Source organism: Aureimonas sp. SK2, assembly GCF_029813115.1.
In the GTDB taxonomy this organism is placed as follows: Bacteria; Pseudomonadota; Alphaproteobacteria; order Rhizobiales; family Rhizobiaceae; genus Aureimonas.
In genome coordinates this window covers 162244-179581 of record NZ_JAPZDS010000002.1, presented here as the reverse complement: position 1 = coordinate 179581, position 17338 = coordinate 162244, and the positions used below count along the sequence as shown (strand labels likewise).

Genomic DNA, 17338 nt, shown 5'->3' with positions numbered 1-17338 from the left:
GCTCAGAACTTCAGCCAGAGCGCGGCCAGGAGGCCGCGCTCGTCCAGCGCGTTGCGCCCGGCCACCGTGCCCCAGCCGCCCGCCTGCACCGCGACCGTGGGCGTCACGTCGTAGACCGCGCTGAGCTGGAGCTTGTGCGCGTCGTAGCCCTCGATCCCATCCGCCTCGAGCCCAACGACCGAGAAGCTCTGGGCCAGCAGCAGGAGGTCCGCGCGAGGCCGAAGGCCGAAAGTCAGGTCGGCATGGATCTCGTCCGCCTTCGTCGGCCCCGCCACGCGATAGGCGCCCTGCCCGTCCACGAAAGCAGCCATGCCGTTGACGGAAAAGCCGTAGCCGGCGAGAAGCCGCCCCTCGGCCCCGCCCTCCAGAAGCCCCGCCCCGGCGGGATCCAGCGCCGGGTCGGCTTCGGCGATCCGCAGGTTCGCCTCCGCGGAAGCGACGAAGCCTCCGCGCTGCATCAGGCGAAAACGGCCGCCGATCTCCGACACGCCGAGGCCGGAGTCCGGCTCGCGCGCCTCGAAGCGGAGCTGCCGCCATTCCGTGCGGCCGCGCAGCGTGAAGCGATCGGTGACGCCGTATTCGGCCAGAACCTGGATCTCCGCCTTGCGGAACCGCGACGTGGCGCGGCTGCGGCGGTCGCCGTCGAAGGCGCCGCTCGCCTGCGAGCCGCCAGCCGTGACGATCGCAAGGCCGCTGCCGCGTTCGAGCGTCCAGGCGCCGGCCGAGGCTTCTCCTGCAGCCAGCAGTTGCGCCATGGCCGAAGCGGCGGCGATGGCGGCTGCTCGGGCTCGCGCCGATTGCGGCCTCGGCATGCGCATGATCGGCCTCCTCTCAGCCAAACTGTCGCAGGCAACAATGCAAGCAGAGGTTTAATCCTTCGTTGCCCACGGACTGGGGAGAGCGCGTTTGGAAGCCCTCGCCCTTCTTTTGGAATGCGTCCTGGTCTAGAGCCTGTCACGAATCGCAACTATGCGTCTTGCCGACTTGTCCTGAAGACCCGCGCCGGGAGCCCGCCCCATGACCGACACCGCCGCCATGCAGGCCAATCTTCTCGCCGAGGCCCTGCCCTACATGCAGGCCTACGAGAACAAGACGGTGGTGGTGAAGTACGGCGGCCATGCCATGGGCGACCAGACGCTCGGCCGGGCCTTCGCCCGCGACATCGCGCTCCTCAAGCAGTCGGGCATCAACCCGATCGTGGTGCACGGCGGCGGCCCGCAGATCGGCGCGATGCTGGCCAAGATGGGCATCGAGAGCCGCTTCGAGGGGGGGCTTCGCGTCACCGACCAGCGCACGGTCGAGATCGTCGAGATGGTTCTCGCCGGCTCCATCAACAAGGAGATCGTGGCGCTGATCAACGCCGAGGGTGAGTGGGCGATCGGCCTGTGCGGCAAGGACGGGAACATGGTCTTCGCCGAGAAGGCCAAGAAGACCTATGTCGATCCCGATTCGCGCATCGAGCGGGTGCTCGACCTCGGCTTCGTCGGCGAGCCGGTGGAGGTGGACCGCACGCTGCTCGACCTCCTGGCGCGCTCCGAGATGATCCCGGTGATCGCACCCGTCGCCCCAGGCCGGGACGGCGCGACCTACAACATCAACGCCGACACGTTCGCGGGCGCCATCGCCGGTGCCGTTCAGGCCGCGCGCTGCCTGTTCCTGACGGACGTTCCGGGCGTGCTCGACCGCGACGGCCAGCTCATCAAGGAACTCTCGGTGGCGCAGGCCCGCGCCCTGATCGCCGACGGCACGATCTCGGGCGGCATGATCCCCAAGGTCGAGACCTGCATCGAGGCGATCGAGCGGGGCGTCCAGGGCGTCGTGATCCTGAACGGCAAGGTCCTCCATGCCGTGCTCCTCGAACTCCTGACCGAGCACGGCGCCGGTACGCTCATCGTTCCGTGACGGCGGCGAGGTGGGAGACGGCCGCTTTCGACGTTGACGCCGCGCTCGTCCCATGCCGAATGAGATCATGAGCACCAACGACGATACGATCGGCCGCACGCGCGACGCCGAGCCCGCCGACTTCGCCCATGTCGACACCTGGGTCTTCGACCTCGACAACACGCTCTATCCCCGCCGCACCGACCTGTTCTCGCAGATCGACGCGAAGATGACGGACTACGTGGCCGAGCTCCTGTCGGTCCCGCGCGACGAGGCCAAGGCGGTCCAGAAGAGCTTCTACCGTCAGTACGGCACGACGCTACGCGGGCTGATGGAAGTGCACCGGATCGACCCGGACAGCTTCCTCTCCTACGTCCACAACATCGACTATTCCTGGCTGGTGCCCGACCCGAAGCTAGGCGAGGAGATCGCGGCCCTGCCGGGGCGCAAGTTCATCTTCACCAACGGCGACCGGGGCCACGCCGAGCGCACCGCGCGCCAGCTCGGCATCTTCGAGCATTTCGAGGACGTGTTCGACATCGTGGCGGCCGGCCTGATCCCGAAGCCCGCCGCCGAGACCTACGACAAGTTCATGGGCTTGCATCGCATCGACACGGGCCGCGCCGCCATGTTCGAGGATCTCGCGCGCAATCTCGAAGTGCCCAAGCGCCTCGGCATGCGCACCGTGCTGATCGTACCGGAGAACTTCGAGACGACGCTCGGCGACGCCTGGGAGCACGAAGGGCGCGACGGCGCCCATATCGACTTCGTGACGGACGACCTCGCGCGATTCCTGCGCCGCATCCGCGGGGCCTGACGCCCGCACTCCCGACGCGAAAACCCCGGCGCCTTTCGGACGCCGGGGCATTGCTTCAGCCTAGAGGCGCCGGATCGCTCAGGAGACCGTCTTGACCGTGGTGTCGGTGCTCCAGCCGCGCGGGCCGCCGACTTCGCTCGGCGAGGCCACCGTACCCGTCGTGGCGCTGCCGCCGTAGCTGCCGGCCGCGGTCTCGACGCGCAGGTTGTTCTGCACGTGAGTCACGCCCGACACGCGCTCGGCCAGATCCTCGGCCCGGCGCTTCTGGTCGCGGCTCGGAACGTGGCCCGACAGCGTGACCTCGCGGCCCTTCACCGTGACCTCGATGTCCGAGGCGTCGACATAGTGGTCGTCGGTCAGGCGATCGTTGACGTCGTCGTGGATGCGCTCGTCCGAACGGGTGTAGCCCTTCGGCCCGCGTCCGCCGAAGCGGCGGTCGGCCTCGCGACGGCGCTCGGCGTCCTCGTCGCCGAACCAGGACGCGATCTCGTCGCCGGCACGCTCGACGAAGCTGCGCTCCTCGCCGCGATAGGCTTCGTCGCTGTAGACCCGATCGACCGGGCCATAGCCGGCGGCACGACGGTCGCGGTCGCGGTCACCATAGCTGCGGTCGTAGCCGTAGCCCCGGTCGCCGCCGTAGCTCTCGCGCCGACCGAAGCGGTCGTCGCCGTAGCCGCCGGCATTGCGCCAGTCGCGGTTGTCGTCGGTGCGGCCGAAGCGGTCGTCGTAGGCGCCCGCGAAGGAGCGCTCGCTGCTGCGCGGCTGGGGGGCGTCGTAGCGGTCGGCGCCGTAGCGTTCGCGGCCGTAGCCCGTCTCGGTGCCGCTCCGCCCGTAGTTCTCGCGGTCCCATTCGCCATAGGCGTCGCGCTCGCCGTAGGCCGCACGGCGGCGCGCGTCGCGTTCGCCCATGCGGCCGAAGCGCTCGTAGCGGGCGGTCTCGTTGCGGAAGCGGTTGCGCTCGCCGGAGTTCCTGTAGTCGCTCATGTCGTTCTCCCATGAATTCCCGCCGCAGGGACGCAACGGTCTCGAACGGCAGTTGTCGGCTTGGCTAACGAAGCGGCTTCCGACGTGTTCCACGGAAGGGGAGCGAGCTTGCCCGTCAGTCGCCGAGAAGGGACCGACCTGGGCTGGCGAGAGAGCCGGCCGGCACCGGCCCGCCGCGATGGGCACGAGCGTCCCGCGACGTTCCGCCGAGCAGCGCCGCACGGTTCTGGCGCAGGACCGCATCTTCCGTCCATTCGCCGGCTGCGCCCGTGCCGGCCTTGGCCGCGGCCCGTTCGGCGGCGCTCTGCGGGTCGCTGTCGGACGGGGGACGACGCTCGCGCGTCTCGTCGAGGGGAATGGTCTCGGCCACGTCCATCGCCTGCTGGCGCCGCATCATCTCCGAGTCGCTGTCATCGCCGCCCATGGGTCCGCTCCATGCTTGAAACATGCAAGGAACGGGTCTCCGGCGCACGGGGTTCCCAGGCCTAGAAGTCGTAGAAGGCGCGAATCGCGGCCCAGCCGTCCTCCGCCGTGTCCACGACGCGGAAGAGGTCGAGATCGCCCGGCGCGATCGTGCCCTCCTCGGCCAGGAACTCGAAGTCGATCAGCCGCCGCCAGAACTCCGTGCCGAACAGGAGCACCGGGATCCGCGCCATGCGCCCGGTCTGGATGAGGGTGAGTGCCTCGAACAGTTCGTCCAGCGTGCCGAAGCCGCCGGGAAAGATCGCCATCGCCTTGGCGCGGAACAGGAAATGCATCTTGCGCGTGGCGAAGTAGTGGAAGTTGAAGCAGAGTTCGGGCGTCGCATAAGGGTTGGGCGCCTGCTCGTGCGGCAGGGTGATGTTGAGGGCGATCGAGACGGCGCCGACATCGGCCGCGCCCCGGTTGCCCGCCTCCATCACGCCCGGACCGCCGCCGGTAACGATCACGAACTCCTTGCCGCCCGACGTGTTGGCCGAGTGCTGCGAGGCGAGGCTCGCGAAACGGCGGGCTTCCTCGTAGTAGCGGCTGTTGGCTTCGAGCCGCGCCTTCTGGCCCTCGTTGCGCGCCGCCCAGGCCGCCTTGCCGGGCTCCGGGATGCGCGCGCCGCCGAAGAGGACCACGGTTGAGAGGATGCCGGCCTCGATCAGCGCGAGTTCGGGCTTCATCAGCTCGAGCTGGAGGCGCACCCCCCGCGTCGCTTCGGCGGTGAGGAAGTCCGGGTCGTCATAGGCGAGCCGATAGGTCGGCGAGAGCGTCTGCGGCGTGCGCGGCTTCCTGGCCTGCCGTCGCTTGTCGTCGCCGGACGAAGGAAAGGGCACCCATGTTCCCTCGGCCGCGGCCGGTGCCGCACCGGCGCTCTTGGGTTCGTCGTCCGTCATGTCCAGCCTGCCCCTGCCTCAAAGCAGGGGTTTAGAGCCTCGGGGGGAGCCGGGGCAAGCCTTGTGCGCCCGCCGCGCTGCCTCTAGAGGAAGCCCGATCCCCTTTTCCGCACCCGTCAGGAGACTTTGCCCATGGCCGCCTCGCACGCCGACCTCGAACAGACGATCGAAGCCGCCTTCGACGCGCGGGACACGATCTCGCCCGCGACCAAGGGCGAGGTGCGCGAGGCGGCGGACATGGCGCTCGACCTTCTCGACCGCGGCGAGGCCAAGGTCGCGACGCGGGGGCCGGACGGTGCCTGGACCGTCCATCAGTGGCTGAAGAAGGCCGTTCTCCTGTCCTTCCGCCTCAACGACATGGAGGCGATCCCCGGCGGGCCGGGCGGCGCCGCCTGGTGGGACAAGGTGCCCTCCAAGTTCGACGGCTGGGGCGAGAACCGCTTTCGCGAGGCGGGCTTCCGGGCCGTCCCCGGCGCCATCGTCCGCCGCTCGGCCCATATCGGCCGGAACGCCATCCTGATGCCGAGCTTCGTCAATCTCGGCGCCTCCGTCGGCGAGGGCACGATGGTCGACACCTGGGCGACCGTCGGCTCCTGCGCGCAGATCGGCGCGCATGTGCACCTGTCCGGGGGCGTCGGCATCGGCGGCGTCCTGGAGCCGCTGCAGGCCGGCCCGACCATCATCGAGGACAATTGCTTCATCGGCGCCCGCTCCGAGGTCGTCGAGGGCTGCATCGTGCGCGAGGGCTCGGTGCTCGGCATGGGCGTCTTCATCGGCCAGTCGACCAAGATCGTGGACCGCGAGACCGGCTCCGTCACCTATGGCGAGGTGCCGCCCTATTCCGTGGTCGTGGCAGGCTCCCTGCCTGGCAAGGCGATGGGCAACGGCGAGCCCGGCCCGGCCCTCTACTGCGCCGTGATCGTGAAGCGCGTGGACGAGCGCACCCGGTCCAAGACCTCGATCAACGACCTCCTGCGCGCCTGACGCGTCGGGAGGATCGCCGCAACGAAAAAGGCCCGGAGCGTCGCGCTCCGGGCCTTTTTCGTTGGCCTGTCGGGAGGGCCTCAGTTGAAGCCGAGGCCGCCGGCCGGGGCGGCGCTCGCCGGAGCGCTGGAATCGAAGGCGTCGCCGAAGCGGCCCACATCGGGCTGAGGCGGCTGGCGGGTAACGCGGCCGCCCACCATGGAACCGAGGCCGATCGAGCCGTCCTTGGCCTTGGCGGGCACCGGGCGCGGTGTGTTGTCGGCCACGCGCAGCGGGCGGGCGACGGGCACCGGCGCGCCGGCGGTGGGAACGGAGAGCACGGCGGCGGTGGCCGTATGGGCCGGTGCCGCGGCGGCAGCGGTCGGCGCGATGGCGGCGGCGGACGCGACCTGCGCGGGCGCGCCGCTCTTGCGCGCGGCCGCAGGCTGGGCACCCACTTCGCGCGCGATCAGGCCGGAGCGCACGGTGGGTTCGACGGCCGCCACCAGCGTGGTGGCCTCGCCGCCCTTGGCCGGCGACTTGAAGGCACGGATCGCAGCCATGTGGCGTTTGACGTTGGAGCAGTAGACGCTGGCGGACTTCGACATCACCGTGGTGCGGTGCCCGCCCTTGTATTTCATGGCGGTCTGGCAGACGTCGCCGTTGCCCTGCTCGTAGGCGCCCTTCAGGTAGCGCATGCCGTAGCGAAGGTTGGTCTCGGGATCGAAGAGGGCTTCCGCCGGCCCCTGGAAGCCGAGGCCGCGCGCGGTCTGCGGCTTGATCTGGGAGAGGCCGTAGACGCCGGCGCCCTTGGCGCGGGGATTGTAGTGGCTTTCCACCCGGACGACGGCATAGGCCAGCTCGCGGGGAATGTCGTTCTCGTCGGCGGCCTTCTCGATCAGCCGGTCGATCTTGGCGTCGCCCGTGATGGTGTCGTCGCCGGAGATCGTGTCGCCGACGGCCCTGGCTGCATTGCGCACGGTGCGCGCGCTCACGGAGGCCACCGCCACCGCGCCGGACCCGACAGCCGTGGCGCCGGCCACCACCGTGTCCTTGGCGGCCACCACGCCGTCCGTCACCGTGTCGCGCGCCGCGACGGCCGTGCCGAGCGCCTTGGAGGCGAGGCCGGGATCGGTCGCGGCGGGAGCGGCGACGGCGACAGGGGCCGTCGCGGGGCTGGCGACCACGCGGCCGCCCTTGGCCTCCGCCATCATCACCGGCGCCGCCTCGGGGCGCCCGGTCGGCAGGATCACGCGGGTCGGGCCGGAATCGTTGGCGGCGATCTCCACCACCTCGCGGGGCGCGGTCGCGGCCGGGGCGGCCTCCGCCACCTTGGAGGGCTGCGCGCCCTTCGGCGACATGTCGGCGGTGCCGGCCATCCGGTCTCCGTCGGAGACGCAGGCCGATAGAATCAGCGGTGCAAGGAGCGCCAGTCCGGCGACAGAAACCATCCGGCCGGAACGCGACGACGCGCCCCGGGCTCCCTCGGCCCGCTGTTCAATCATGCAAGGTCCCCACAGCCGTTTCCCTCGACCTCGTCCTTGCCATCCGAAACCCGGCCGAAACGTGGCGGGAATGGGGAAAAGGTTACGAAGCGTTCACGAAGGTTAGCGCAACGTTGCGCAAAAACACCACCCCCGTGATTTGAGTTTGGCGGGCCTGAGGCAAGCTTGACAGATTCCGGCCAGGCCCGCGCCACACTATCCAACTGATTCAACGGGCGATTCGAAATGTTAAGGACGGCGGCGGCCCCGGTCCGGCAGAGTGGAAAAATCATTCCCGAGGCGGCCGAACGCCGTTAAGACATGGCCGCATGACGCCGCTCCCGACCGATCCCGCCGCGAATCTCCTGCGCCTCCTGCGCTGCCCCTCCGTGACCCCGGCCGAGGGCGGGGCGCTCGGCGAGCTGGCCGCCATGCTGGAGCCGCTGGGCTTCTCCGTCCGCCGACCGGTCTTTTCGGAAGCCGGTACGCCCGACGTCGAGAACCTCCTCGCCCGGCGCGGGACGGGGGGGCCGCATCTCTGCTTTGCCGGCCACACCGACGTGGTGCCACCGGGCGCGGAAGCCGAATGGCGCCACCCGCCCTTCTCCGGCGCGGTGGAAGGCGGCGAGATGTTCGGACGCGGCGCCGTCGACATGAAGGGCGGCATCGCCTGCTTCGTCGCGGCCGTCGCCAGGCTCGCATCCGCCGGACGGCTGCCCGACGGCCAGGTTTCCCTGCTGATCACCGGCGACGAGGAAGGGCCGGCGATCAACGGCACGGTGAAGCTCCTGGCCTTTGCCGAGGATGCGGGCGAGCGCTTCGACGCCTGCCTCGTCGGCGAGCCGACCAATCCAGCGGCGCTCGGCGACATGATCAAGATCGGCCGGCGCGGCTCGCTGTCGGGGCGCCTCGCGATCCTCGGCCGCCAGGGCCACGTCGCCTATCCCCACCTCGCCGACAACCCGCTGCGGCGGCTCGCCGCCGTTCTGGACGCGCTGCACGATCCTCCGCTCGACGAAGGGAGCGACGCCTTCCAGCCGTCGAACCTCGAAGCCACGACGATCGACACGGGCAATTCGGCGACCAACGTCATTCCCGCCCGCGTCGAGATGGCGTTCAACGTCCGCTTCAACGACCGCTGGACGCCGGGCCCCCTTCGCGCCGAACTCCTGCGGCGGATCGAAGCGGCGCTCGGCGGCGGGCCTTACGAGATCGCCTGGCGCGAGCCGGTTTCGGACGTCTTCGTGACCGCCGCCGGCCCCCTGACGGAGGCGCTGTCCGAGGCGGTGGAGGCGGTCACCGGACGCCGGCCCGCCCTTTCGACGTCCGGGGGCACCTCGGATGCCCGCTTCATCAAGAACCACTGCCCGGTTGTGGAATTCGGCCTTGTCGGCTCCACCATGCATATGGCCAATGAGAGGGTCGCCCTCTCGGATCTCGAAACGCTGACGGCCATCTATGAAACCTTCATTGCCCGCTGGTTCGCCGCCCAGTCCTGACTTCCTGCCGAGCCTCCCGGAAATCGGGCGCTACTTCACCGGCGCCTGGCGGCTCATGGCCGGCGACCGGCGGGGCCTCGACCGCCTCGACTTGTCGGCGGATGGGTTCTGGCGCTCCTTCTCGGCGCTTGTCGTGGCGCTGCCGCCGACCGCCCTGTCCTGGCTGGAATTCGAGCGCATCGAGCGGGCGGGGGCGCCGGTCACGCCGGTGGTCGCGCTGGCGGCCCATGCGTTGGCCGATCTGACGGCCTGGCTCCTGCCGCTCCTGCTCGTCGGGGTCGCCGCGAGGCACATCGGCTTCTCGAAGCGGATGGTGCCCTTCGTGGTGGCGGTGAACTGGGGCGGCGCGCTCCTGACCTGGGCCTTCTCGCCCTTCTTCGTGCTCCTCCTTCTCGGCGGCCAGAGCGACCTCACGCAGATCCTCGGCCTCCTGATCGCCGTCGCCTCCATCGTCCTGACCGTGCGGCTGATCGCGGTGGCGACGGGCTCCGACTATCCGCTCTCGATCGCCATCGTCACGATGATGGTCTTCGTCTCACTCCTCTCCTTCGCCGCCGTCTCCGATCTCTTCGGCCTGACGATCGGCTGAGGCGGGTGCGTAGTCGACACGGGTGAGGTAGAGCCCGTCCGGCGGGGCGACCGGGCCGCAGCGCTTGCGGTCGCGCGATTCGAGCGCGGCGACGAGGTCGCCTTCCGTCCAGCGCCCCTCGCCGACGAGCTTCAGCGAGCCCGCGAAGGAGCGGATCTGGTTGTGCAGGAAGGACTGGGCGGAGGCGTGGATATGCACCTCGCCGCCGGGCGCGCTCACGACGTCGAGACGCTCCAGCGTGCGCACCGGGTTCTTCGCCTGGCAGTTCACCGAGCGGAACGTGTTGAAATCGTGTGTGCCGAGGAGCCGCTTGGCGGCGCGGTCCATGGCTTCGACGTCGAGCGGACGCCAGACCCACCAGACCTGGCCCTTGAGGATCGAGGGCGGCGGCCGGCGGTTGAGGATGCGGTAGAGATAGTGCCGCTTGCGGGCCGAGAAGCGGGCGTCGAACCCGTCGGGCGCCCGCTCCGCCTGAAGGATCGCGACGCCCCCTTCCTCGCGCAGATAGGCGTTCAGGGCGTCGCGCACCGTGTCTGTCCGCCAATCGCGGGCGATGTCGACATGGGCGACCTGGCCCGTCGCATGGACGCCGGCATCCGTGCGCCCCGCGCCGAACAGGGTGACCTCTTCGCCGCAGAAGGCCAGAAGCGCGCGCTCCACCGTCTCCTGCACGGAGATGCCGTTCTTCTGGCGCTGCCAGCCGCAATAGGTGGAGCCGTCGTATTCGATGGTCAGCTTGTAGCGGGGCATCGCGTCAGGCGCCGAGGCGCCTGCCGGCGGGGACCGGCGTCCCGCGCAGGAAATCGGCCGCCGCTGCCGGCTTGCCCCCCGCCTTCTGCACCTCCAGGAGCCTGACCGCCCCCTCGCCCGCCGCGATCAGGAGCCCGTCGTCCAGCGCCGTGCCGGGCTCGCCCGATCCCGCCTCGAAAACGGCGCGCAGCAGTTTCAGCCGCTCGCCGCCGAGCAGCGTCCAGGCGCCGGGGAACGGCGAGAAGGCGTTGATCCGGCGCGCGATCTCGGAGCCGGGGCGCGACCAGTCGACCGCCGCCTCGCCCTTCTCGATCTTGGCGGCATAGGCCACTTCGCGGCCCGTGCGGGCGGCGATGGCGTCCTGGCGCTCGAAGCGGAGCGTGCCGGCCTCGAGCCCGGCCATCGCTTCGACCATCAGTTCGGCCGAAGCGGCCGACAGGCGGTCGTGAACCTCGCGCGCCGTGTCCGTTTCGCCGATCGCGACCTCGCGCGTCAGCGCCACGGGGCCGGTGTCGAGCCCGGCCTCCATGCCCATGACCATCATGCCGGTGACGGGGTCGCCCGCCTCGATCGCCCGCTGGATGGGCGCCGCCCCGCGCCAGCGCGGCAGGAGCGAGCCATGGCCGTTGAGCGCGCCGAAGCGCGGCGCCTCTAGGATGGGTCTGGGCAGGAGGAGACCGTAGGCGACGACCACCGCGACGTCGGCCCCAAGCGCCGCAAAGGCCGCCTGCTCCTCGGCGCCCTTCAGCGAGACGGGACTGCGCACCTCAAGTCCCAGCCGGCGCGCCTCGCTTTCCACGGGCGAGGGCACCGTCTCCAGGCCGCGCCGTCCGGCCGGGCGCGGCGGCTGGGTGTAGACGGCGGCGATCTCGTGGCCCGCCCCGTGCAGGGCGCGCAAGGTGGGAACGGCGAAGTCCGGCGTTCCCATGAAGACGAGGCGGAGGGTCAAACCGCGCCGCGCTTCGACGCCTTGGAGAACTTGCGGATCACCATGTCGCGCTTCAGCTTCGAGATGTGGTCGATGAAGAGCACGCCGTTGAGGTGGTCAATCTCGTGCTGGAGGCAGGTCGCCAGCAGCCCGTCGGCCTCGATCTCGTGCGTCTGTCCGTCGAGCCCGAGATAGCGCACGGTCACCCCCGCCGGCCGCTCGACCTCGGCATAGTAGTCGGGGATCGAGAGGCAGCCTTCCTCGTAGGTCGAGCGCTCGTCGGTGGAGGCCAGGATCTCCGGGTTCAGGAACACCTGCGGCGCCTTTTCCGGATCGTCCTCCTTGGACAGGTCGATGGTGACGATGCGCAGGGGCTCGCCGACCTGAATCGCGGCCAGCCCGATGCCGGGCGCGTCGTACATCGTCTCCAGCATGTCGTCGGCGAAGCGGCGAACCGCGTCGTCGACGCGCGTGATCGGCTCGGACACGCGACGCAGGATCGGATCGGGCAGGATGACGAGGGGCTTGACGCTCATGAGCGTCAGGTAATCGCAAGGCGCGGAGCGGTCAACCGGCCGCAAATGTTCTTGGTTTGATCTATCGAAGCCCCGGGGAATCGGCTAGCCTCCGGCCATGGACTTTTCCGCCCTCGCCTCCCTCCTGGATCGCCCGCTCGCCGCGCCCTTCGGCGTCGCGGTGTCGTGGGGCGAGGCGCTTCTCGCACTCGGCGCGCTGGCGTTGCTCCTGCGCTTCGTCCGGGGCCGCGCCGGCGGCGCGGAGGGCGACGTCCGCGAGGAGATGCTGCAGGCGCAGGCCGAGCTCGCCGGCCGCCTCCAGTCGATGGGCGAGATGCTGGGCGCCCGCCAGGCCGAGCTCGCGCGCACCGTCTCGGAGCGCCTCGACGGCATGGGCCACCGCGTCGGCCATTCCCTGAACGAGGCGCAGGTGCGCACGGGCGAGACGCTGTCGCGCCTCGCCGAGCGGCTCGCCGTGATCGACCGGGCGCAGGGGCAGATCCAGGGGCTCGCCGGCGAGGTCGTGCGCCTCCAGGACATCCTCGCCAACAAGCAGGCGCGCGGCGCCTTCGGACAGGCGCGGATGGAGGCGATCGTCATGGACGCCCTGCCGCCCGGCGCCTACTCCTTCCAGGCGACGCTTTCCAACGGCAAGCGGCCGGATTGCCTGATACCCATGCCCAACGGCGCGCCGGCCCTGGTGGTGGACGCCAAGTTCCCGCTGGAGGCCTGGACCGCATTTCGCGAAGCGCCGAGCGACGAGGCGCGGGACATGGCCGCCTCGCGCCTGCGCCGCGACATGGAGGTGCATGTGAAGGCCGTGGCGGAGAAGTATCTCCTGCCCGGCGAGACGCAGGACACCGCCTTCATCTTCGTGCCTTCCGAATCGGTCTTCGCCGAGATCAACGAGCATTTCGGCGACATCATCCAGCGCGCGCACCGCGCCCGCGTCGTGATCGTCTCGCCCTCGCTACTGATGCTCTCGATCGAGGTGGTGAAGGCGCTCCTGAAGGACCAGAGGATGCGCCGCGAGGCGGGGCTGATCCAGCGCGAGGTGGTGCTCCTCGCCGAGGACCTCCAGCGGCTGGACGCGCGCGTCGCCGCCCTCAAGACCCATTTCGGCCAGGCGGGGCGCGACATCGATCAGATCCTGATCTCGACCGAAAAGCTGATCCGCCGTGGCGAACGGATCGCGGGCGCCGAACTCGGCACGGACGACGGCGCGGGGCGCCTGTCCGGCTCCTGAGACCACCCGCACACGGTCCCGAAACATTCGGGGCGGAATCGAGCGGTTTTCCACACGTTCGCGAAACCAAGCGGAAAAGCAGCCGATCTAAAGCTTGACAAATCATTAAACGACGGGATCGAAAGCGTGGCTCACGCGTTTCTCCCGGGACTGATTGAACGGGGGCATCAACCATGCGCGGCGTGACGACGGCGGTTCTCGCAGGCCTGCTTCTCTGTGCGGCTCCGGTGGCCGTGACCGCGCCGGCTCATGCCGCGCCGACGGCCGCGCAGGATCTGGCCGCCCTCTACAACGAGCATACAGACCTCGCCTTCCGGACCGGCCTGCAGCACCGCCTGACCTGGACCGGCGACTATGCCGGCCCGTTCGACGGCCGGATCGGACCGCAGACGCTGCGCGCCGTGCGCGACTTCCAGGCCCGCCACGGCCTGGCGGCCGACGGCGTGATGGACGACGCGTTCCTGAAGCTCGTGATCGAGAAGAGCGATGCGGTGCGCGACGGCGTCGGATTCACGCAGGTGACCGACGAGGCGACCGGCGTGCGTCTCGGCCTGCCCGGCGCTATGGTCTCGCCGGTCGGCGAGACGGAGGTCGGCAGCCTCTGGCGTTCGGACGACGGCGGCATCGAGATCGAGACCGTGCGCTTCGCCAAGGAAGGCTACACGCTGGACGGCGTGTTCGGCGTCCTCTCGCAGGCCGGCGGCGACAAGACCATCGCTTCCGCCGAGCAGGCGAACGGCGGCTTCACCATCCGCGGGCACGAGGCAGGTCGCGACTTCCTGATCCGCTTTTCCGGCCGCGGCGCCGACCTGCGCGGCTTCTCCGTCGCCTGGGATGCCGCCCATGCCGAGATGATCGGCCCCTACGCCCAGGTCGCCGCACGGACGGTCGAGCCCTTTGCCGGCGAGCCGCGCTCGGGCGACGTTGGCCCCATGGCTCGCCTTTTCGAGAGCGGCCGGGCGGAAGGCGTGGCCTTCGGCGACGGCGCTTCGGCACCGAAGGCGGAGACGCCCTCGCTCGCGAGCCCCGCTCCGGGCTTCGATTCGTCGGGCACCGGCTTTGTGGTCTCCAAGGACGGCTGGCTGCTCACCAACGCCCATGTCGCCAAGGCCTGCAAGACGGTGCTGGTCGGCGATCTCGGGGCGGCGAGCCAGGTGGTGGTCGACGAGGACCACGACCTCGCGCTCCTCAAGGTCGACGCCAAGGTCGGCAAGCCCCTGCCGATCGTCGCGGGCAAGCCGCGCCTCGGCGAGGACATCCTGGCGCTGGGCTTTCCGCTGCGCTCCATCCTCGCCGACAGCCTGAACGTGACGCGCGGCAACGTGTCGTCGCTGATGGGACTGATGAACGACGCCAACTACCTGCAGATTTCGGCCCCCGTGCAGCCCGGCAACTCGGGCGGCCCGCTGGTCGACCTCGCGGGCCGGGTCGTCGGCGTCGTCACCGCCAAGCTGAACGCGGTGGCCGTGGCGGATCTCACCGGCGACATCCCGCAGTCCATCAACTTCGCCATCCGCCCGGACGCCGCCGCCCGCTTCCTCGAGACCCACAAGGTCTCCTTCGAGACCGCCGACGCCTCGCTGCCGCTGGAAAGCGTGCCGGACGCGACCGCCAAGGTGCAGGAATCGATCTATCCGGTCCTCTGCCTCGGCACGAACTGACCTTCGCGACCAAAAGAAAAAGGCCGGGTCCTTCACGGGACCCGGCCTTTTTCATGGGCGAAGCGTCAGTTGGCCTCGATCGCCTCCAGAAGCGGCGTGACGACGACGCTGGTGCCGTCGAAGGAGGCGCCCTGCATCGGGATCTCGGCGGTCTTGCCACCTTCGCGGTCCACGACCATGAGGCCGGCGTCGGCCGTGTCGCTGGCGGTGCGCACCTCGCGCAGCGTGCCGACCGGCTGGCGGTCCGAACTCATCACCGGCTTGCCGATCCAGGCGGCGGTGTCCACGTCGCCGACGCCCGAGTCGAGCGTTCCCGATTCCGCCGTCACGGAGGGAACGGGGGGCTGCGGCGCGTTGGGGTCCTGCGCGAGCGCCGGGGCTGCACCGAGCGCGAGAAGGGCCGCAAGGGCCGCCGGGCGGAAGTCTGGGATCATGGATGGCTGCTCCGGAACATGGCCGACCGGCGGCCGGCTGGGGTGACAGGGACGCATCCGGCGGCGTCACAGTTCCGGCCGTCACGTCGGCGTGACCACCGACCGCGCCCCTCCCCTGTCATCCCGCTGTGATCTTCGCCGCTTAGGGCACCCTGGAACCATTCCAAGAGACAGGGACCCGTTCCGATGAACGAGCACGTCACTCCGCGCCATGCCGTCTTCCCGACCAGCCGCCTCGAGGAGGCGGAGGGCGAGGGCCTGAACCCGACCGCCAACCGCACGATGGGCGAGATCATCGCCGCGCGCTTCTCGCGCCGCGACTTCCTGCGCGGCTCGCTGGCGGCCACCGCGATCGCGGCGACGGTCAGCCCCATGGCGCTGATCTCGGCCGAGCATGCCCGCGCCGCCACCAGGACCCGCTTCGACTTCACCGAAGTCGAAGCCGGCATCGACGAGCGCCACCATGTGGCCGAGGGCTACGACGCCGACGTCCTCCTGCGCTGGGGCGACGCGTTGTTCCCCGACAGCCCGGCCTTCGACCCCGCCAACCAGACGCCGGAATCCCAGGCGCGTCAGTTCGGCTACAACAACGACTATGTCGGCTTCATCCCGATCGACGGCTCGTCCGAGCACGGGCTTCTCGTGGTGAACCACGAATACACCAACGAGCACCTGATGTTCCCCGGCATCGTGCAGGTGGTGGAGAAGGCCGACAAGAAGGACCCGGCCAAGATGGTCAAGGAGCTGGAGATCGCTCCGGCCGACCAGAAGCGCGTCGACATCGAGATGGCCGCGCACGGCGGCACCGTCGTCGAGATCCGCAAGGAGAACGGGAAGTGGCAGGTCGTGCGCGACGGCGCGAAGAACCGCCGCATCACGGCCACCACCCCGATGGCGATCTCCGGCCCCGCGGCCGGGCATGACCGCCTGAAGACCAAGGCCGACGCGACCGGCACCAAGGTCTTCGGCACGATCAACAACTGCGCCGGGGGCGTCACGCCCTGGGGCACCTACATCATGGCCGAGGAGAACATCCACGGCTACTTCACCGGCTCCCTGCCCGAGGGCCACCCGGAGGCCGGCAACTACAAGCGCCTCGGCATCCCCGAGGGCACCTATGCCTGGGGGCAGTTCCACGACCGGTTCGACGTGTCCAAGGAGCCGAACGAGCCGAACCGCTTCGGCTGGGTGGTCGAGGTGGACGTCGAGGACCCGAACTCCGTGCCGAAGAAGCGCACCGCGCTCGGCCGCTTCAAGCACGAGGGCGCCGAATCGATCGTCGCCAAGGACGGCCGCGTCGTCTTCTATCTCGGCGACGACGAGCGTTTCGACTACGTCTACAAGTTCGTGACCGCCGGCAAGTACAACCCGGACGACCGCGCCGCCAACATGGACCTCCTCGACGAGGGCACGCTTCATGTGGCGAAGTTCGCGGACGACGGCACGATGGAGTGGCTGCCGCTGGTGCACGGGCAGGGCCCGCTCTCGGAGGCCAACGGCTTCCAGAGCCAGGCCGACGTCCTGATCGAGACGCGCCGCGCCGCCGACCTTCTGGAAGCGACGCCAATGGACCGCCCGGAGGACGTCGAGCCCAACGGCACGAACGGCCGCGTCTACGTGATGCTGACCAACAACACGCGGCGCAAGCCCGAGCAGGTGGACGCCGCCAACCCCCGCGCCGCCAACGCCTTCGGCCACATCATCGAGATCCACGAGGACGGCGAGGACTTCGCCGCCACCAAGGGCCGCTGGGAGGTGCTCCTGAAGTGCGGCGACCCGTCGGTGGCCGAGGTCGGCGCCACCTTCTCGACCGAGACCACCAAGAACGGCTGGTTCGGCATGCCCGACAACTGCTCGGTGGACGCCGACGGCCGCCTCTGGGTCTCGACCGACGGCAACAGCCCCAAGGCGACCGGCCGCACCGACGGCCTCTGGGCGGTGGAGACCGAAGGCGAGGGCCGCGGCACCTCGAAGCTCTTCTTCCGCGTGCCGGTCGGCGCCGAGATGTGCGGCCCGCTGATCCTCGACGACATGCAGACGGCCTTCGTGGCGGTCCAGCACCCGGCCGACGGCGGCGAGGACTGGGAAGGCTTCGGCCGCCTGTCCTACTACGAGGACCTCTCGACCCGCTGGCCGGACTTCGACGACGCCATGCCGACCCGGCCCTCGGTCGTCGCCATCACGCGCCAGGGCGGCGGCCGTATCGGCTGACCGATCGAGCCTGCC

17 protein-coding genes are annotated in these 17338 nt (G+C 70.0%); 8 read left to right on the top strand and 9 right to left on the bottom strand.

Annotated elements, in window-relative coordinates:
- Nucleotides 1–2 precede the first annotated feature (2 nt).
- Complete coding sequence (locus O5O54_RS03360) at nt 3–818, bottom strand: hypothetical protein (protein WP_279478954.1); 816 nt, start codon at nt 816–818, stop codon at nt 3–5.
- A 199-nt stretch (nt 819–1017) separates the two neighbouring features.
- On the opposite strand from O5O54_RS03360, the gene argB reads away from it, so the two are divergent.
- Together argB and O5O54_RS03350 are read left to right on the top strand one after the other, a co-directional pair.
- Nucleotides 1018–1902, top strand: coding sequence for an acetylglutamate kinase (gene argB, locus O5O54_RS03355; protein ID WP_279478953.1), 885 nt, complete (start codon nt 1018–1020; stop codon nt 1900–1902).
- A 67-nt stretch (nt 1903–1969) separates the two neighbouring features.
- Nucleotides 1970–2698 carry a pyrimidine 5'-nucleotidase gene (locus O5O54_RS03350; RefSeq protein ID WP_279478952.1) on the top strand — a complete coding sequence of 243 codons (729 nt, stop codon included), beginning with the start codon at nt 1970–1972 and terminating at the stop codon, nt 2696–2698.
- Between the two features lie 78 nt (nt 2699–2776).
- Here O5O54_RS03350 and O5O54_RS03345 read toward each other — a convergent pair whose 3' ends face one another.
- The 3 genes from O5O54_RS03345 to O5O54_RS03335 all read right to left on the bottom strand — a co-directional run bounded on the left by O5O54_RS03345 (nt 2777) and on the right by O5O54_RS03335 (nt 5043).
- Nucleotides 2777–3682 (bottom strand): BON domain-containing protein, encoded by a 906-nt coding sequence (locus O5O54_RS03345; RefSeq protein WP_407061655.1) that lies wholly within the window; start codon nt 3680–3682, stop codon nt 2777–2779.
- Nucleotides 3683–3797: 115 nt separating this feature from the next.
- Nucleotides 3798–4106 carry a hypothetical protein gene (locus tag O5O54_RS03340; protein ID WP_279478951.1) on the bottom strand — a complete coding sequence of 103 codons (309 nt, stop codon included), beginning with the start codon at nt 4104–4106 and terminating at the stop codon, nt 3798–3800.
- Nucleotides 4107–4167: 61 nt separating this feature from the next.
- Nucleotides 4168–5043, bottom strand: coding sequence for an LOG family protein (locus O5O54_RS03335; protein ID WP_279478950.1), 876 nt, complete (start codon nt 5041–5043; stop codon nt 4168–4170).
- 132 nt (nt 5044–5175) lie between these two features.
- On the opposite strand from O5O54_RS03335, the gene dapD reads away from it, so the two are divergent.
- Complete coding sequence (gene dapD, locus O5O54_RS03330) at nt 5176–6027, top strand: 2,3,4,5-tetrahydropyridine-2,6-dicarboxylate N-succinyltransferase (RefSeq protein ID WP_279478949.1); 852 nt, start codon at nt 5176–5178, stop codon at nt 6025–6027.
- 80 nt (nt 6028–6107) lie between these two features.
- Here dapD and O5O54_RS03325 read toward each other — a convergent pair whose 3' ends face one another.
- Nucleotides 6108–7385: a lytic transglycosylase domain-containing protein gene (locus O5O54_RS03325; protein ID WP_279478948.1), complete on the bottom strand. Its 1278-nt coding sequence runs from the start codon at nt 7383–7385 to the stop codon at nt 6108–6110.
- A gap of 434 nt (nt 7386–7819) precedes the next feature.
- Here O5O54_RS03325 and dapE point away from each other — a divergent pair, with 434 nt between their 5' ends.
- The gene (gene dapE / locus O5O54_RS03320; RefSeq protein WP_279478947.1) at nt 7820–8989 is read left to right on the top strand and encodes a succinyl-diaminopimelate desuccinylase; all 1170 of its coding nucleotides are present in this window, start codon (nt 7820–7822) and stop codon (nt 8987–8989) included.
- Nucleotides 8961–9578, top strand: coding sequence for a hypothetical protein (locus O5O54_RS03315; RefSeq protein ID WP_279478946.1), 618 nt, complete (start codon nt 8961–8963; stop codon nt 9576–9578). The genes dapE and O5O54_RS03315 overlap by 29 nt, the downstream gene beginning before the upstream one ends.
- Here O5O54_RS03315 and truA read toward each other — a convergent pair.
- Genes truA through def form a run of 3 tightly spaced genes read right to left on the bottom strand, consistent with a single transcriptional unit; the run spans nt 9525 to nt 11792 of the window.
- Entirely contained in the window at nt 9525–10328 is an 804-nt protein-coding gene (gene truA, locus O5O54_RS03310) for a tRNA pseudouridine(38-40) synthase TruA (protein WP_279478945.1), read from the bottom strand. The genes O5O54_RS03315 and truA overlap by 54 nt on opposite strands.
- 4 nt (nt 10329–10332) lie before the next feature.
- Nucleotides 10333–11277 (bottom strand): methionyl-tRNA formyltransferase, encoded by a 945-nt coding sequence (gene fmt / locus O5O54_RS03305; protein WP_279478944.1) that lies wholly within the window; start codon nt 11275–11277, stop codon nt 10333–10335.
- The gene (def, locus tag O5O54_RS03300; RefSeq protein ID WP_279478943.1) at nt 11274–11792 is read right to left on the bottom strand and encodes a peptide deformylase; all 519 of its coding nucleotides are present in this window, start codon (nt 11790–11792) and stop codon (nt 11274–11276) included. The genes fmt and def overlap by 4 nt, the downstream gene beginning before the upstream one ends.
- A 97-nt stretch (nt 11793–11889) precedes the next feature.
- On the opposite strand from def, the gene O5O54_RS03295 reads away from it, so the two are divergent.
- Both O5O54_RS03295 and O5O54_RS03290 read left to right on the top strand, forming a co-directional pair.
- Entirely contained in the window at nt 11890–13017 is a 1128-nt protein-coding gene (locus tag O5O54_RS03295) for a DNA recombination protein RmuC (RefSeq protein ID WP_279478942.1), read from the top strand.
- Between the two features lie 173 nt (nt 13018–13190).
- On the top strand, nt 13191–14678 hold the full coding sequence (locus tag O5O54_RS03290) for a serine protease (RefSeq protein WP_279478941.1): 1488 nt from the start codon (nt 13191–13193) through the stop codon (nt 14676–14678).
- 65 nt (nt 14679–14743) lie between these two features.
- Here the strand turns inward: O5O54_RS03290 and O5O54_RS03285 are convergent, their stop codons facing one another.
- Nucleotides 14744–15112: a hypothetical protein gene (locus O5O54_RS03285; protein WP_279478940.1), complete on the bottom strand. Its 369-nt coding sequence runs from the start codon at nt 15110–15112 to the stop codon at nt 14744–14746.
- A gap of 186 nt (nt 15113–15298) precedes the next feature.
- Here O5O54_RS03285 and O5O54_RS03280 point away from each other — a divergent pair, with 186 nt between their 5' ends.
- Complete coding sequence (locus O5O54_RS03280) at nt 15299–17323, top strand: PhoX family phosphatase (protein WP_279478939.1); 2025 nt, start codon at nt 15299–15301, stop codon at nt 17321–17323.
- Nucleotides 17324–17338: the final 15 nt, after the last annotated feature.

Excerpts from the sequence above, each read along its gene's own strand:
- O5O54_RS03360 (WP_279478954.1), bottom strand. The coding sequence starts at position 818 with ATGCGCATGCCGAGGCCGCAATCGGCGCGAGCCCGAGCAGCCGCCATC.
- argB (WP_279478953.1), top strand. The coding sequence starts at position 1,018 with ATGACCGACACCGCCGCCATGCAGGCCAATCTTCTCGCCGAGGCCCTG.
- O5O54_RS03350 (WP_279478952.1), top strand. The coding sequence starts at position 1,970 with ATGAGCACCAACGACGATACGATCGGCCGCACGCGCGACGCCGAGCCC.
- O5O54_RS03345 (WP_407061655.1), bottom strand. The coding sequence starts at position 3,682 with ATGAGCGACTACAGGAACTCCGGCGAGCGCAACCGCTTCCGCAACGAG.
- O5O54_RS03340 (WP_279478951.1), bottom strand. The coding sequence starts at position 4,106 with ATGGGCGGCGATGACAGCGACTCGGAGATGATGCGGCGCCAGCAGGCG.
- O5O54_RS03335 (WP_279478950.1), bottom strand. The coding sequence starts at position 5,043 with ATGACGGACGACGAACCCAAGAGCGCCGGTGCGGCACCGGCCGCGGCC.
- dapD (WP_279478949.1), top strand. The coding sequence starts at position 5,176 with ATGGCCGCCTCGCACGCCGACCTCGAACAGACGATCGAAGCCGCCTTC.
- O5O54_RS03325 (WP_279478948.1), bottom strand. The coding sequence starts at position 7,385 with ATGGCCGGCACCGCCGACATGTCGCCGAAGGGCGCGCAGCCCTCCAAG.
- dapE (WP_279478947.1), top strand. The coding sequence starts at position 7,820 with ATGACGCCGCTCCCGACCGATCCCGCCGCGAATCTCCTGCGCCTCCTG.
- truA (WP_279478945.1), bottom strand. The coding sequence starts at position 10,328 with ATGCCCCGCTACAAGCTGACCATCGAATACGACGGCTCCACCTATTGC.
- def (WP_279478943.1), bottom strand. The coding sequence starts at position 11,792 with ATGAGCGTCAAGCCCCTCGTCATCCTGCCCGATCCGATCCTGCGTCGC.
- O5O54_RS03295 (WP_279478942.1), top strand. The coding sequence starts at position 11,890 with ATGGACTTTTCCGCCCTCGCCTCCCTCCTGGATCGCCCGCTCGCCGCG.
- O5O54_RS03290 (WP_279478941.1), top strand. The coding sequence starts at position 13,191 with ATGCGCGGCGTGACGACGGCGGTTCTCGCAGGCCTGCTTCTCTGTGCG.
- O5O54_RS03285 (WP_279478940.1), bottom strand. The coding sequence starts at position 15,112 with ATGATCCCAGACTTCCGCCCGGCGGCCCTTGCGGCCCTTCTCGCGCTC.
- O5O54_RS03280 (WP_279478939.1), top strand. The coding sequence starts at position 15,299 with ATGAACGAGCACGTCACTCCGCGCCATGCCGTCTTCCCGACCAGCCGC.